The organism is Pseudogemmobacter bohemicus (assembly GCF_003290025.1).
GTDB lineage: Bacteria > Pseudomonadota > Alphaproteobacteria > Rhodobacterales > Rhodobacteraceae > Pseudogemmobacter > Pseudogemmobacter bohemicus.
On sequence record NZ_QNHG01000002.1, the window covers coordinates 924,593 to 939,859 of the forward strand.

Consider the following 15,267-nt stretch of genomic DNA (forward strand, 5'->3'; position numbering starts at 1 on the left):
GCGCCCTTTACGGCACCAGCACGGCGCGGCCGCGGATCCGGCCGGCATGCAGGTCCTGCAGCGCCTCATTCGCCTGATCGAGCCGGTAATGTTTCGTCGCGAGTTCCACGAGGCCGCGATCGGCGAGCGCCATCAGCTCGGTCAGTTCGGCCCAGGTGCCGACCAGATTGCCGATGATGTTCTTCTCGGTGATCACCATATCAACGGTGGGGACGCGGATATCCTCGCCATAGCCGACGACGTAGTAACTCCCCATGGCGCGGGTCATATCGAGACCCTTCTTCGTGGTGCCCTTTTCGCCCACGAAGTCGATGACGGCTTCCGCCCCCTTGCCGCCGGTCAGCGCGAGCACCGCATCGACCTCGCCGCCATCGGCCTTGATCAGATGGTCGGCGCCATGTTCGGCGGCCAAAGACAGCGAGGCGTCCGAGGTGTCGACCACGATGATCCGGGCTGCGCACATCGCCCGCAAGACCTGGATGCCGATATGGCCAAGCCCCCCCGCTCCGATCACCACCGCCGCCTGATCCGGCAAAAGCTGCTGCGCCGCCTTTTTTGCGGCCCGGTAGGCGGTCAGCCCTGCATCGGCATAGGGTGCAACGTCTTTCGGAGCCAGCGTCTTCGGCAGCGCGATCAGGTTCCGGGCCGAGGTATGCAGCAGTTCGGCGTAACCGCCATTGCTGTCGAGGCCGGGGAACTTCCCCTCCCCATGCATGTCATGGCCACGCCGGCAGGCGATACAGGTGCCCCCAGTCACTTTCGGATGGACGATCACCGGATCGCCCTTTTTGAACCCCTCGACCTCCGGCCCGACTTCTTCGATCCAGCCGGCATTCTCATGCCCCATGATCAGAGGCAGGAGGGCGGTGCCCGAGGGGTCGGTATGGGGACGCCAGATGCCCTCGATAATATGGAGATCGGTGCGACAGACACCCGCGCCGCCGATGCGGATGATCACGTCATTCGATTTCACGATCTTCGGATCGGCCACCTCTTCGCCGCGCACCCATTGGGGGGCGGTCAGAGCGGGATCATAGGTATGAAGAACCTGTGCTTTCATGGTCGGGGTGCCTCCTCGGATACCGCCCTCCCCGGCGGTGAGAGGCACTTTCCCCACCGGGGAGGGCGGGGGCAAATAAAGGCGATGCTGCGCCGGCAGCCGTTCGCGAAATGAACGAAACGGCGGTGGAGCCTGTTCAGGGTCTGAACAGCGGGGGTGCAGGGTTCCGGGATGGGTGCCGGGCCGGAGGGAGTGTTCAGAAACTGGACAATATCAGGCGAATCACAGGCTTTGATTGACAGAGAACCCCGGACCCTTAGGCTTTCCCAAAGCTGACGCGCCTGTGGGGAGACAGGCCGGGCGGTCGTGATGGACAAAGCCCGGGGGAGGGGCCTCGGCCATGGATATGCAGACTTCGGCGCTGACCCGTGCCCGCCATCAGCTTGAAACGCAAGGGCGTTTTCCCGGCGGTGCGCTGCCCGGGGATATCACGGAAAGCTGGCTGCGCAGCCTGTCGCATGGCCTTGATCCGCTGGAGCGGAGCCGGCGGCTGATCCAGTCCTCCACCGAATTCACCGCGACCTGTCAGATGCATGCCGATCTGATCCGCTTCGCGCGGCCGGAACTGGAACTCTTGTTCGACCAGATTGCGGGGTCGAATTTTATGATCGCGCTCGGCTCGCCCGAGGGGGTGGTGCTGGACACCATGCATGACCCGCAATTCGCCGAGACCGAGGCCGGCGCCCAGGTGATCCCCGGCTCGGTCTGGAGCGAGGAACTGCGCGGCACCAATGCGATGGGGGTCTGTATCGCGACGGGGCGCCCCGCCCAGGTCTATGGCGGCGAGCATTTTTTGCGCGCCCATGGCGATGTCTCCTGCATCTCCGCGCCGATTTTTGACGGGGCGGGGCGGCTGGCCGGGGTGCTGGATGCGTCCTCGATGTCGGCGGTCAGGCAGCAACATACGGCGGCCCTGGTGCAGATGTCGGCGTCGAGCATCGAGAACAGTCTGATCCGCGCCCGCCATGATCGCAGCATCGTGCTGCAATTCCACCCGCGTCCGGAATATCTCGGCACGCTGTCGATGGGGATGCTGGTCCTGGGCGAAGACCTCACCGTCACGGCGATCAACCGCAAGGGCGAGATGTTCCTGACCGGTTTCCCGCGCCTGATGGGGGAGAGCTTCGACCGCATTTTTGAACAGCCTTTCGCCGCGATCCAGCGCCGTCTGGCCGAGGGAGAGACGCTGCGCATCCGCGACCGGATCGGATCGGCCGTGTCTTTGCGCGCGGTGGCGAACCGGGCGAGTTTCGCGCTGGCGCGGCGGCTCCGTCCGGTGGCAGTCGAGGAGGCGCCAGCCCGGAACCTCTTTCGCGATGTGGTGGTCGAGGATGCGGCGCTGTGGCAGCGGCTTCAGGCGCTGCCCGATGCGGCGCGGCGTGGCGTGGTGATTGCGATCAGCGGCGAGACCGGCACCGGCAAGGCGCTGATCGCGCGGCTGGCCCATGCGGCGATGGGGCGGCAGGGGCCGCTTGTCGTGCTGGATGGCCGGATGCCGGGCGACGCCGATCTGCCGCAGCTGCTGGGCGCGGAGGGGCAGCCGGGGCTGTTGCAGCAGGCGAATGGCGGCACATTGCTGCTTGATGAGGTGACGGCGCTGCCGCAGATGGTGCAGGCGGCGCTGGCCGCCGTGATGGATAGCGGCGAATACCGCCAGCCCCGGACCGGCGCGCTGATCCGCTGCGATCTGCGGCTGGTCAGCGTGACCAGCGAAGCGGATGGGCTGGCGGGGCTGCTGCCGGCCCTTCGCTACCGGCTGGAAGGGTTCCGGCTGGAGCTGCCGCCCCTGCGCAAACGCAGCGATCTGGCGGCGCTGGCCTCGCGCTTCGCGCGCACGGTGCGGCACGAGGCGCGAATTTCCGATCCGGCGCTGGCGCGGCTGGGGGCACATGACTGGCCCGGCAATCTGCATGAGCTGCGCGCCACCATCATCCAGGCCATGCTGACCTGCGCCGATGAGGTGCTGGAGCTGCGCGACCTTGACCCGCTCTTGCCGCCGGATGGGGCGCCGGAGGAGGCCGAATGCTGCAACCAATGCGCGGGCGTTCCCTGGAAGGAAAGCCAGTGCGAAGCGATCCGCGCTGCAGTGCAGCGCCATGAGGGCAATGTCTCGCTGGCGGCGCGGGCGCTTGGCATGTCGCGCACCACGATCTACAAACATCTGGGTGATCAGCCCCAGGCATCACTTCGGCCGCGCAACCTCTGACTGCGGATCGGAATTCCCAGCTCTTCCCGATATTGGCGACGGTTCGCCGCGCCAGCGGTAAGCCTTCGCTGCGCAGCATTTCCGCCAGAGCCGCATCGCCCAGCGGGGCCTCGGGGTCTTCGCCCGCGATGATCTGGCCCAGCCGGTGCCGGATCGCCGAACCCGCCATGCCGCCCCCGCGCGACGGCCCGCTATAAAAAAGGCTGCACAAAGTCCGCATCCCATGCGGCGTTTCGACCAGCAGATCGCGGGCCACCCGACCGACCGTGCTGTCATGCAGCCCCAGCCCGGCGGCGATTTCCGACCGGCTGAGTGCCCTGATCGCGCCGGGTCCATGGTCAAGAAAGCCGCGCTGCCGCAGCAAAACTGCCCGAGACACTGCCAGCACCGTTCGGTTGCGACGCTCTACAATCGAGGCGATCCATTCCGCTTCGGCCCGGACGGCGCGCAGGGCGGCGCCGGCCTGTGCGCGCGGCGCGAGGCTCAGCACCGGCAGCGTGCTGCGGTTCAAGTCGATTTGCCAGCCGGTTGCTGCGCGCGAGACGATCACATCCGGCGCCCGGATCGGGGCGGTGCTGCCGCCAAAGGCGAGGCCCGGGCGCGGATCCATCCGCCGGATCTGCGCGAGGCAGGTCTGCACCAACCCGATGGCCAGACCGGCTGCCCTGGCCACCGCCTCTGGTCCCGTTGCCACCAGGTCAAGATGGCGCAGAACCGCCTCCATCGCAGCGTTCAGCTGACCGCGCTCCCGCGCCTGGATGCGCAGACAATCGGCAAGGTCCCGGGCGAAAAGGCCGGCCGGCTCCAGTTCGTGCTGCAATGCAGCAAGTATATACTCCGCCTCCCGCAGCGAGCGCCCGGCGGCAGCGGCAATTGCGGGCAGCGGCCGGTCCAGCCAGCCATTGCCGTCCAGCGCCTCGACAAAGGCCATGGAGAGCGCCTCATCCGCCCGCGCTGCGGCAATCATACGCAATTGCGCCATCACATGCGCGTAAAGACCATCCGGCGCGCTGCCCTCTTCGCCGGTTTCACCCGCATTGCCAGCCGGCAGCCGTAACCGCAGAAACGGGTTCGCTGCGGCGCGGCGAGACAGCTCTGCCGTCAGGTCCTCATTCGAGAGCCGCAGCAGGTTCACCGCCTGGATCTGGCGGAAGCCCAGCGTTTGGCGCTGGCTTTGCGTCAGGCGTGAGGCTACCGTCATGCTGTCTTACCTTTCGGGGAGGAGCCGCCTTGGCGCATCGGGCATTTGATCAACCCATTGGACCTGAACGTTTCTACCGCGAAATGTCGCCGCAGCTCGCGGCGCGTTTGCGGCAGATGTGGTCCGCGCGCGGGCATGATCTCGACAAGCTCTGGGGCGAATGTATCCGGGACCTGCCGGGCTTTCGCCCGCTGCCCGCGACCGAGCGGCCCGAGGCCGACAGTCGCGCGCATGACCGTCTTTGCCTCTTTGACCAGGCGCTGATCTGGGTCATGGCGCTGAACCGTGCCGCCGGGGCCGGTATGCGGCTTGAAGGGCTGCGGCTCGCGCGGGATCAGTTCTGCGCGCTGCATATCCTCAGCGGGCGGGTGATCGAGACGGTATCGGCGATCCGGCTGCTTGTGCTCTCGGAACTGGCGGTGCCGGCGTTGCAGCTGGCGCGCTCGGTTTCCGAGGATGTCGATATGCTGCTGGCGCTTTTGCTGCGCAGAAAACTGGCGCAGCAATTTGTCGCCTGCCACAGCGCTGACGAGGCGAATGACTTCTGGCGCCGCCATATCGCGGGGGGGCGCGCCTTCCGGCTGGTGGCCGAAAAGCTTTACGCCATCGGCCTCGATCATTCCGATCAGAGCGAATATGGTCGCTGGCGGCGCGAGGTGCTGACATTGCTGGGCTCGGCGGTTCACAGCTCTCCGCTGGGCCAGGGGGAACGCGGACGTGACGCCGCCTGGCCGGCCAATCCGGTCGCGCGGGACTGTCTGGAATTCGTGACGCACCGCCTGCACGAGCTTTGCGCCTGGGCGCATCTGATTGATATCGGGCTGGAGGAGGATCTCACGATGATCGCCGCGGTCGGGGCGCCGGAGGCGCGGTTGCTGGGCTTTTCGGCCGGGTCGCGCGATATTCTGCTCGACCAGATGCGATGGGCAATGGTCGGTCAGGGCGCGGCCCAGACCGGGACGGTCGAAGCGGGGGCAGCGGGCGCCACCTCCGGGCCCGGCCTCTTCAATGCGGGGCGGGCGCTGCACTGATCTTGTCGCTGGCGATCCAGCGCGCCGCCAGAACCAGGGTGCCCATCGCGAAATCCTTGCCATGGGCGGCGATCATCTCTTGCGAGATTTCGGCGATCCTGGCGAAGAACGCATCCTTGCTGGCATCCTCATCCGTTTGTTTCTGCAGGGCTTCACTCATGTCGGATCCTTTCCTTATTTGAAGAGCTGTTCGGGCAGGGTCACCAGCGCGGCCGAGCCTGCTGCCGTGCCGATGGCGAGATGCAGACCGTCCGCCGACCAGGCCAGCGCGGTGACCGCAGAGCCATCGGCATGGCGCAGCGGCATTTCCTCGGGCTGGCCGATCCGGGCGATGGAGACGGCGCCATCGGCAGTTCCGAGGGCGATCAGATCGCGGCGGGGATGGGCGGCGAGTTTGTCGATCAGCACGAGGCCCGGGCGGCCGGTCTTCAGCGCGCCGGTCATCTGGTTGCCGGTCATCTGGTTGCCGGTCTGGCCGTCGCCCAGCGGCGGCTCGGCCAGCGACCAGCCGGCGGCGCGGAAGGCGCCCGAGGCAAACACCGCCCCGGCGCTTTTGCTGAAGGCGATTGCCGAGGGCGCGGCGCGGAAATTGCCGATCCGCGCGGTGGTGCCATCCGCCCGCCGCAAGAGCCATATCCCGTCCTTGCCGTTCGACCCTGCAACCCAGGCGCCGTCGGCCGAGAAACCCAATGGCCCCTTGCCGCCGAGCGGATGGCTTTCATAGCCCTGGCGCGGCTGGCCGATCAGCACTGTCTCTTCCAGCATCACGGCGAGCGAGCGGTCATCGGGGGCGAAGGCCAGCGCATGCGCCGGGCCAGGGGTCAGCAGCCCGATCAGCCGCGCCATCCCCTCTTCCTCATGCAGATCGGTGCGGCCGTCGCGCGCAATGGCGACCCTGCCGGCCCCATCCGTGGCAATGGCGAAAATCGGGCTGGCCTTATCGGTCATGGCGATCACCTGGCCGCGCGGGGTGACGCGGTGAATGCGCCCATCCCGCCCCGCGGCGATCAGCCCGATACTGCCCGAGGCCGCCAGCATCGCCGCCCCATCGGCCAGCTCCGGTGTCAGCACCGGCTGAGCCACCGGCTTTTCACGCGGCCGGATGGTCGAGCGACCGGAATCCGCCTCGACCCGCATCCGGCTGATCGGGCCATCGGCATCCTCCAGCGCCATCAGGGCGAGGCGGCCATCTTCCAGTGCGAAGCCGGCGATCTTGCCGGCGGCGTCGAAAGCGAGGCCGGAAATGCCGGCCTCAAGTTGCCAGCTGCGCGCCAGCAGATCGAAAAGCGGAGATTGGACTGCCTGTTGCGGCGCGGGTCTGGCCGGCGCCTCCGGGGTGGCGGTGTCGCTCATCTACAATGTCCTCATGTCAGATCGGAGAGTTCCCGCCCCAGGGCGGAGAGTTGCTTTTCCAGCGCCTCGACCTGCAATTCACAGGTCTCGGCGGTCAGTTTCGCGGCGATCTCAATGCGCTCCGCCTCGGCCAAAGCGGGGCCGGGATCATCCTCGGCCATCTGCCGCGCAAAGCCGGCGGCAGCGACCTTCTGCAAAAGGCGGTGATATTCGCCGGTCATCCGGCTCAGTTCGGCAGTGATGCGGAACTGGTCCGACAGAATCTCTTGCATGCTGCGCTTTTCGCTGCTCATCTTTGCCCCCATCCGCCGCCCGATCCGCCGCAATGCCCGGCCGCAAGCAGAAGCCGCATATGCAGACGCCCAGTCCCGAGACCCGTTTCCTTGCCGCCATTGGCCGCGCGGCGTTGGCCGAATTCGGAGCCGGTCATCCGCTTGCCCTGGCCACCAAAGCGGCGGCTGAGGGTGGCTCCCCCGCCGATGCCGCGCGGGTTCAGGAGATACTGGCGGGGCTGGAAGACGGCGTTCGTGAACGATTGCTCGCTTTCGCCCATCGCGAGATGCGCGAGGATATCGCGGCGATCTGGGGTCTGCTGCCGGGCGCAGCGCAACCGGGTGGGATGCATTGATCCGGTCATAATCTGAGCCGCCGCAGCTCGGCCTCTTCGGCGTTCAGGCTGGAGACGACGCGGGAAATCCCCTCGCTGAAGCGTTTCTCGGCAATGTCGATATGGGCGGCTATGGCGTCCCAGATATCGACCCGCATCAGTGTCTCGACGTCACCGGTCAGGATCTCGATCTCGCCCAGGCGAAAGCTGCGCGCGAGAGAAACGCCGGTGGTGACAAATTCGCGCAGTTCGACCGCATGGCTGTCGATGAAGAAGGGCAGCAGCGGATGGCTTTCGGGGGTGACACCCGCCTGCGCCAGCCGGGTCTCAAGGAAATCGCGGAAATGGCTGTGCAGGATTTCCTGGCTCTGGCCGAGAAAGCGCATGGTGAAGACCAGGTCATCCGGCGCGCGGGCCAGCATGGCCTCGGCCGTTGCGCGCGAGGGGCTCTGGCCGGGAAGCAGCGGGTCAGGGTGTATCGGGTCTGACATGGGAAAGGCCTTTGGCGATCAGACCGGACAGTGCCGGCAAGTCAGCCGATGGTAACAGCCGCGAGGGGCTGAAAACAGAGTCTATGTGGTGATAAGATGATGAATATAAACGGGAAAAATACGTTCATCCGTTACGAATGTAACATTTCTTTCCAATGGGTGATTACAGTTTTTCAGCCGCGTTACATGCTGCAGCGCCGCATAAATTTGCCGCACTCTGACAAAGATGAAATCGTCCCGAATCGCGCAAATGAGGGGTGTAACGCCCGCTGCGTTACAGATTTGTGCAACGCCGGTCGGAACCGGCGTGACAGTTGTAACGAAACGCTACGCTGACCGGTGGCGCGGGTCTGGGGCCGCAAAAAGCCGGCCCAAAAATTATGCAAAAAATAAAATCATATATTTCAATCCATTACCTCAGGTCGCGCACCCGTCTGGCAAAAATCTTCGGGGCGAGGCCAAAGCTGGCACAGGTTCTGCATGTATCCCTGGCACAATAAGGCGGTTCTCCGATGCGGAAAGGCGCCACAAGAACGAAGGAATGGGAGGAGAAGCGAGGCCACCGGGAAACGGCAGCACGCTTGCGCATTGTCGTTATTGCCCCTGGCCCCGTTGCCCGGAACCTTTGCCGTGACCTGACCCGGCCAGCCGTCCTCTAGGCGGAGCGGCCGGAAAACCCGGGCGGATCAACCGCCCACCGGCAGGGACCGCCAGTCCCGACCGTCAACATCAGGAGATTCATGGCATGACGCAACTGACGCTCAACAAGATCACCGCGCAACGCGGGATCTCGGTCGGCGAAGCGACGAAGCGGATCTCTGACCTTGGCTGGAACCCCAGCTATGTTCAGGAAGCCGCGACATTCCCGACCGATTACAAGATCGCCAAAGCGCCGCGAGACCCGATGAAACAGGTGCTGCGCTCTTACTTCCCGATGCAGGAAGAGAAAGACAACCGCGTTTACGGCGCGCTCGACGCGGCTTTGCGCGGCGATATGTTCCGCAACGTCGAGCCCCGCTGGGTCGAGTGGATGAAGCTCTTCCTCGCGATCATTCCCTTCCCGGAAATCTCGGCCGCGCGGTCGATGGCGATGGTTGCCCGGATCGCGCCGGGTGAGGATCTGCGCACCGGTTTTACCATGCAGATGGTTGACGAGTTCCGCCATTCCACCATTCAGATGAACCTGAAGAAGTGGTATATGGAAAACTATATCGACCCGGCCGGCTTTGATATTACCGAAGAAGCGTTCGGTAAATGCTATGCGACCACCATCGGCCGCCAGTTTGGCGAGGGCTTCATCACCGGCGACGTGATGACCTCGGCCTGCATGTACCTGACCGTGGTCGCGGAAACCGCCTTCACCAACACGCTTTTCGTCGCCATGCCGTCGGAAGCCGCCCGCAACGGCGACTACGCGCTGCCGACCGTGTTCCTTTCGGTGCAGTCGGATGAATCGCGCCATATCGGCAATGGCCACTCGCTCTTGATGGCTGCGCTGAAAGAGCCGGAGAACCATCTCCTGCTGGAGCGCGATCTGCGGTATGCGTTCTGGCAGAACCATGCGATCGTCGATGCCGCCATCGGCACGCTGATCGAATACGGCACCCGTGAACAGCTGGGCGCGGCACGGCAGGTGCGGGCCTCGGCCAGCCAGACCACGGTGATCGGTGGCGCCGGTGATGCGGGCGCGATCACCGCGCGGCGTCTCCAGGTGCAGCGCCAATATGACATCGCGCCGCCGAATATCGAACAGGACAAGCTGCGCGAGCGGCTGGCGAAACTTTCGGGCGGCACGGCGGTGATCCATGCCGGCGGCCTTACCCCGGTGGAGCAAAAGCGCAAGATCCAGCTGATCGAGGACTCGCTTTACGCCATCCGCGCGGCGGTCGAAGAGGGCGTGGTGCCCGGCGGCGGCTCGGCTCTGGCCCATACCGCGCCGTTGCTGGATGCGGTCGTGGCCGATGCTTCGGGCGATGTGGCGGCGGGAATCGAGCTGGTGCGCTCGGTCCTGACCCGGCCGCTGGCCCGGATCGCGCTGAATGCGGGGTCTGACCCGAATGCGGTGATCGCGGAAGTGGTGCGGTCAGAGAGTGGCGTCGGCTTCGATGCGTCCCAGGGCAAGTTCCGCGACATGATCGAGGCCGGCATCGTCGACCCGGTCCGTGTCACCTGCTCGGCGCTGGCCAATGCGGCCTCGGTCGCGGCGCTGATCCTCACGACCGAGACCCTGATCGGTCATGCCGAGGACTATGTCGATCCGACGGCCGGACCGGCGCTTGGCGGCGGATCAGAACGGCTTGGCCGGCAGTGAGAAAAACGGGCGGCCCCGTAGGCCGCCCGACCTCCCCCCAGGAACCCAATCCCAAGGCAAGGAGCGCGCCATGAAGGCCGCAAGACTCTACGAATATGATCCCGCGATGAATGTGCAGCTGGTGATCGAGGATATCCCGGCGCCGACCATTCTTGCCCCCGATGAGGTGATCGTGCGTGTCGGCGCGGCGGGGCTGTGCCGCACCGATCTGCATATCATCGAAGGCGTGTGGAAGCCGATCATGGATCCGCACAATACCCTGCTGCCCTATGTGATGGGCCATGAAAATGCCGGCTGGGTCGAGGATGTCGGCTCAAACGTCAAGACGGTGAAACCGGGTGACGCGGTGATCTGCCATCCGCTGCGCACCTGCGGCGTCTGTCTGAACTGCCATCACGGCCATGATATGTATTGCGATCATGGCCTCTTTCCGGGGCTCGGGCTGGATGGTGGTTTTGCCGAGTATTTCAAAACGAATGAACGTTCATTAATTAAGCTGAACACCGATATCATGCCGCTGGATGTGGCGCCGATGGCCGATGCCGGCATCACCGCCTACCGTGCGGCAAAGCGGGCGGCAAAGATGCTGGCGCCCGGAACCTGGTGCGCGGTGCTGGGGGTGGGTGGCCTTGGCCATATCGCATTGCAATCTCTGCGCGAGCTTTGTGGCGCAAGGCTGATCGCCATTGACCGCGAACCCGGCGCGCAGCTGCTGGCGAAAGAGCTGGGCGCCGATGTGGTGCTGGATGGTGGCCCGAACCTGATCGCCGAACTGAAGGAAATCACCGGCGGTGGCGCCCATGTGGTGATCGACTTCGTGGGGGAGCTGGGGGTGGAAAATATCTGCTGGAAGCTGTTGCGCAAGGGCGGCGAATGCATCGTCGTGGGCTATGGCGGCACGGTCGAAGTGCCGACGCTGGAGCTTGTCGCCAATGAGATCAAAATCGGCGGCAGCCTGGTCGGTGACTATACCGAACTGGTCGAGCTGATGGAGCTGAACTCAGACGGCAGGGTGAAGATGCATTACACGCCCTATAAGCTCGACGACATCAACACCGCAATTGACGACTTCAAGAACCGTCGCTTTACCGGCCGGGGCGTGATCGTTCCCTGAAGGCACGATCCGGGGGCTCAGCCCCCCGGACCAGACAAAAGCGGCAGGAAAAGGCGCCACGCTCCCCCCGGTGGCGCCTTTTCTATGCGCGCTTACTCGTAAGTGCGTTTGATGCCATAGGTCTTGAGCTTGCGGTAAAGCGTCGGGCGCGAGATCCCCAGCACCTGGGCCACGCGGGTGAGATTGCCCTCTTCGGCGGTCAGGGTGCGCCGGATCGCCTGCTCTTCCATATCGGTGAGATTGACCGGGGCCACCGGCCCGGACGACGCGGCCACCGTCTCGCGCGGCATGCTGCGGATCGCCACCGGCAGATCCTCGGGTGTCACCATGCCGCCATTGACCATCAGATGCAGCCGTTCGAACAGGTTGCGCATCTCGCGGACATTGCCGGGCCAGCCATAATGCGCAATCATCGTGGCGGCCTCTTCCGACAGGATCAGCGCCTCACGATGCAGCCGCGTCGCCACGGCGCGGTTGAAATGATCGGCCAGGGCGAGGATGTCACAGGGGCGTTCGCGCAAGGGCGGCACCTCGATCGTCATGGCGCCGATGCGGTAATAGAGATCACGGCGAAAGCGACCGGCCTCGACCTCTTCGCGTAAGTCGCGGTTGGTCATCGCGACCAGCTGCACATCGACCTGACGACGTTTCGAACAGCCGATGCGATAGACCGCGCGCTGCTCCAGCACCCGCAGCAGATAGGGCTGCAATTCCAGCGGCATCTCGCCAATCTCATCGAGGCAAAGCACGCCGCCATCGGCCTGTTCGAACTTGCCGGGCTTGCCGTCGCGGCTGGCGCCGGTAAAGGCGCCCGGCGCATGGCCGAACAGTTCGGAGCCGAACAGCTCGGCCGAGATCGCGCCACAATTGACGGTGATGAAAGGCGCACGGCCCTTATGCGGTGCGGCGGTGTGGATGAGGCGGGCGAAAAGCTCTTTGCCGGCGCCGGTTTCGCCCTGGATCAGCACGACCGAGCCAGCCGCCGCCGTGCGCCGCGCCAGATCGACGGCGGCGGTGAATTTCGGCGCCTGGCCGACCATCAGCAGCTCATCGCGCTCGGCCCCGGCGCGGGGCGGAATGCGGAAAGGCTCCATCGGCGCGGCCGGAGCGGCGGCTGCGGCCAGCCGGGGCGGCAGGATCAGTGCGGCGCCACTGAATTCGCCGTCAAGGAACAGGCGCGAGATTCCGCTGGGGCGCAGATGCGGCGGGATGGCACGGGCGATGTCCTGATCGCTCATCGACCCCGACAGCGGGATGAATTGCTGCCCGAGCGACAGTTTCGGGGCCGCCTGGTCGCGCGTCGCTCCCGAGGGCAGGCGATGATACATAACCCGCCCGATCCGGTCGAGGATCAGCACCGCATCGCGGCTGCCCTGGGCGGGGCCATTGTCGAGAAACTCTTCCAGCAGCCTGGTGCGCCGCATCTCCTGGCGCTCGGCCAGCGCCGCCTCGATCTCACGCGCGACCGAGGCGATCATCGCGACATTATGCGGGCGAAAGATCGCGGGCGGGCCAGAGAGATCCACCGCCCCGATGATACGCTGATCGACCGGATCGCGCACCGGAGCGGCGGCGCAGGTCCAGGCCTTGATGCCCTGGCAGAAATGCTCTGATGCATGCACCAGCGTCGGGCGACCCGAGCGGATCGCAGTGCCGATCCCATTGGTCCCGATAACGGCCTCATCCCATTTCCCGCCCTGAATCAAATGGATAGAGCGTGCCGCATTATGGGTTCGCAGATCGCCGATCTGTTCCAGAACCATACCGTCGGCATCGGTCAGGATCAAAAGCGCATTGGCCTCGGACAAAAGCGGCCCGATCTTTTCAAACGGCTCGCGGGCGGCGACGCGCAGATCGGCATTCTTCTGCCGCGCGTCCTCAAGCATCTCCTCGGTCTCGTCCAGGGGCGCCAGCTCGGCCGTGGCGTCGATCCCGGAGGCGAGACTGCGTGACCAGGATTCAAGGATCTCGCGGCGAACGCCGGAGGTGCGGCTTTGTTCGATGTCGCGATAGGTGAGGAAATCCTCCCAGGCGCGCATGGTGGCGCGCTGGTCGAGCCAGTCATCGAACATGCCGGTCCGGGTGTGGAAACCCGAAAGCGCGTCGGTCATGCAAGTCCTCCCAATGGGCTGGGGCGATCTCGTCGCCCTTGCTGGCGCACGCGAACATGCAGGTGGTCAGGCAACTGCGGGAGGGCCGGCGCCAAAGGAGTGTGAGGCCGGCGGAGCGGGTGGTTCAGCGAAACCCCAGGCGTTCGGATATTTCTTCGGACAGCAGGGTCTCGGGGCAGGCCTGGTCGATGATCTGACCATCCAGCTCGCCGATTTTCCCGGTCACCTCATCGGGCAGGGGCGAGAAGAATCCGTTCTCCTTCGAGGCGATGGCGAAGTAGCGCGTGCCCTCCTGGCGGCGGATTTCGCCGAGATGCAGCACCTGGCGCCCCGAGCCGCTGTCATAGGCGACGACGCGGTTGTTCACGCTGACCTTGACGCGGATTTCCCCGCTGTCGGAACTGATCCGTGCGCCGGCGCCGCCGTCATAGATCAGCGTGCCCTCGGGTGCCGGTGCCGCGCTTGCGCCAGCGGCTTTCGCGCGCTTGTTGGCGCTGTAACTGCCCTGTGTCAGGTGATCGGCGATCTGGGTGATGGCACCCTGATTCGCCTGAATATGCGTCTTGCGCGTTCATCCTCGCGGCGCGGACCGTCGCGTTTCGATATGATGTCGACCATGGTCATCCTCCCAATGTCCAGTGATCACAAACCAGTAAAATCAGGCTCTTGCCCAGCATCAGCCTCCCTGCTGACCCTGGGGTGGAACCTTTGCATTGTCGGTTCAGCACAACCCTGCGCTGTCGCTTCTGTGAAAGAAAGCTACAATAGGGATGTGCCTTTCAGCAAGCATTTCCGCAGAAGGGGTCTCTCTTGCAGCTGCGGCATAGCGGCGATCAGTCGCGGCGCCAGCCCGGCAAACTGGTCAGCCCGCTGGCCTGTCTGAGCCGGTTGCCGCAGTCGCGAACCACCTCGGCGATCTGCATCAGCTGGGCCTCCATCGCGCTGGATTTGCGCCAGACCATACCGATGGACCGCAGCGGCTGCGGGTCGCGAAACCGCGCCACCGAGACGGCGGCCGAGCGGGTCTCGATCGGCACCGCCATCTCGGGGATCAGCGTCACGCCGACGCCGACGCCGACCATCTGCACCAGGGTGGAAAGCGAGCTTCCGTCCAGCATCTCGCGCGGCTGGCTGGAGGGCACATCGCAAAAAGACAGCGCCTGCTGGCGGAAGCAATGACCCTCCTCCAGCAGCAAAAGCCGCATCTCGCGCAGCTTGTCGCGGTGCGGGACCGGCTTTTCCGCGTCAGCCGCCGGGCGGATCAGCACGAAGCGCTCGTTGAACAGCGACACCTCGGTCAGGGCGGGTTCCGAGACGGGCAGTGCCAGAATCGCCGCGTCGATGCGGCCATCCAGCAGCTCCTCGATCAGGCGCGAGGTCATGCTTTCGCGCAGAATCGGGCTGAGGCCGGGGAACAGCACTGCCAGCCGGGTGATGACCGAGGGCAGCAGATAGGGCGCGATGGTCGGGATGACGCCAAGCCGCAGCTTGCCCGCAGGGGCGCCACCGGCGCTGCGGGCAAGCGCATCAAGGTCTTCAAGGATCGCAAGCATTGTCTGCGCCCGCTGATGCACCATCTCGCCAAAGGCGGTCAGCCGCACGCCGCGCGGGCCGCGTTCCAGCAGGGCCGCGCCGGCACCTTCCTCCATCTCTTTGATCTGCATCGACAAAGCCGGCTGGGTGACCGCACAGGCCTCGGCGGCCGCACTGAAAGTGCCCAGACGCGCCAGGGCGTCGAAATAGCGGATCTGTTTCAGGGTCAGGCTGCGCATAAGGAAACCT

General features: G+C 65.2%; 13 protein-coding genes and 1 pseudogene. 5 read left to right on the plus strand and 9 right to left on the minus strand.

Annotated elements, in window-relative coordinates; all coding sequences use genetic code 11:
- Positions 1–7 precede the first annotated feature (7 nt).
- Positions 8–1,060 (minus strand): NAD(P)-dependent alcohol dehydrogenase, encoded by a 1,053-nt coding sequence (locus DRF71_RS12355; protein WP_112310814.1) that lies wholly within the window; start codon positions 1,058–1,060, stop codon positions 8–10.
- Between the two features lie 340 nt (positions 1,061–1,400).
- Between DRF71_RS12355 and DRF71_RS12360 the strand changes: the two genes are divergently transcribed.
- Positions 1,401–3,266 (plus strand): sigma-54-dependent Fis family transcriptional regulator, encoded by a 1,866-nt coding sequence (locus DRF71_RS12360; RefSeq protein WP_112310815.1) that lies wholly within the window; start codon positions 1,401–1,403, stop codon positions 3,264–3,266.
- An 88-nt stretch (positions 3,267–3,354) separates the two neighbouring features.
- Here DRF71_RS12360 and DRF71_RS29435 read toward each other — a convergent pair.
- Positions 3,355–4,467: pseudogene (locus DRF71_RS29435) on the minus strand (RNA polymerase factor sigma-54); the annotation flags it as partial.
- 116 nt (positions 4,468–4,583) lie between these two features.
- Here DRF71_RS29435 and DRF71_RS12370 point away from each other — a divergent pair.
- Positions 4,584–5,498: a hypothetical protein gene (locus DRF71_RS12370; protein ID WP_157971056.1), complete on the plus strand. Its 915-nt coding sequence runs from the start codon at positions 4,584–4,586 to the stop codon at positions 5,496–5,498.
- Here the strand turns inward: DRF71_RS12370 and DRF71_RS12375 are convergent.
- The 3 genes from DRF71_RS12375 to DRF71_RS12385 are packed head-to-tail and all read right to left on the minus strand — an operon-like array spanning position 5,473 to position 7,144.
- Positions 5,473–5,658 (minus strand): hypothetical protein, encoded by a 186-nt coding sequence (locus DRF71_RS12375; RefSeq protein WP_112310818.1) that lies wholly within the window; start codon positions 5,656–5,658, stop codon positions 5,473–5,475. The genes DRF71_RS12370 and DRF71_RS12375 overlap by 26 nt on opposite strands.
- A gap of 14 nt (positions 5,659–5,672) precedes the next feature.
- A complete protein-coding gene (locus tag DRF71_RS12380; protein WP_112310819.1) occupies positions 5,673–6,851 on the minus strand; it encodes a WD40 repeat domain-containing protein in 1,179 nt (392 codons plus the stop codon).
- A gap of 11 nt (positions 6,852–6,862) precedes the next feature.
- Complete coding sequence (locus tag DRF71_RS12385; RefSeq protein ID WP_157971057.1) at positions 6,863–7,144, minus strand: hypothetical protein; 282 nt, start codon at positions 7,142–7,144, stop codon at positions 6,863–6,865.
- Between the two features lie 59 nt (positions 7,145–7,203).
- Between DRF71_RS12385 and DRF71_RS12390 the strand changes: the two genes are divergently transcribed.
- Entirely contained in the window at positions 7,204–7,479 is a 276-nt protein-coding gene (locus tag DRF71_RS12390; RefSeq protein WP_157971058.1) for a hypothetical protein, read from the plus strand.
- A 5-nt stretch (positions 7,480–7,484) separates the two neighbouring features.
- On the opposite strand, the gene DRF71_RS12395 is transcribed toward DRF71_RS12390, so the two are convergent.
- Positions 7,485–7,949, minus strand: a complete 465-nt coding sequence (locus DRF71_RS12395) for a hypothetical protein (protein ID WP_112310822.1) — start codon at positions 7,947–7,949, stop codon at positions 7,485–7,487.
- A gap of 745 nt (positions 7,950–8,694) precedes the next feature.
- Between DRF71_RS12395 and DRF71_RS28625 the strand changes: the two genes are divergently transcribed.
- Positions 8,695–10,260 (plus strand): TCP-1/cpn60 chaperonin family protein, encoded by a 1,566-nt coding sequence (locus DRF71_RS28625; protein ID WP_157971059.1) that lies wholly within the window; start codon positions 8,695–8,697, stop codon positions 10,258–10,260.
- Between the two features lie 70 nt (positions 10,261–10,330).
- Positions 10,331–11,374: an NAD(P)-dependent alcohol dehydrogenase gene (locus tag DRF71_RS12405; protein ID WP_112310823.1), complete on the plus strand. Its 1,044-nt coding sequence runs from the start codon at positions 10,331–10,333 to the stop codon at positions 11,372–11,374.
- 92 nt (positions 11,375–11,466) lie between these two features.
- Here the strand turns inward: DRF71_RS12405 and DRF71_RS12410 are convergent, their stop codons facing one another.
- The 3 genes from DRF71_RS12410 to DRF71_RS12420 form a co-directional block, all read right to left on the minus strand.
- On the minus strand, positions 11,467–13,485 hold the full coding sequence (locus tag DRF71_RS12410; protein WP_232831479.1) for a sigma-54-dependent Fis family transcriptional regulator: 2,019 nt from the start codon (positions 13,483–13,485) through the stop codon (positions 11,467–11,469).
- 124 nt (positions 13,486–13,609) lie between these two features.
- Positions 13,610–13,852 carry a hypothetical protein gene (locus DRF71_RS12415; RefSeq protein ID WP_112310824.1) on the minus strand — a complete coding sequence of 81 codons (243 nt, stop codon included), beginning with the start codon at positions 13,850–13,852 and terminating at the stop codon, positions 13,610–13,612.
- Between the two features lie 466 nt (positions 13,853–14,318).
- Entirely contained in the window at positions 14,319–15,257 is a 939-nt protein-coding gene (locus DRF71_RS12420) for a LysR substrate-binding domain-containing protein (protein ID WP_112310825.1), read from the minus strand.
- Between the last annotated feature and the right edge of the window lie 10 nt (positions 15,258–15,267).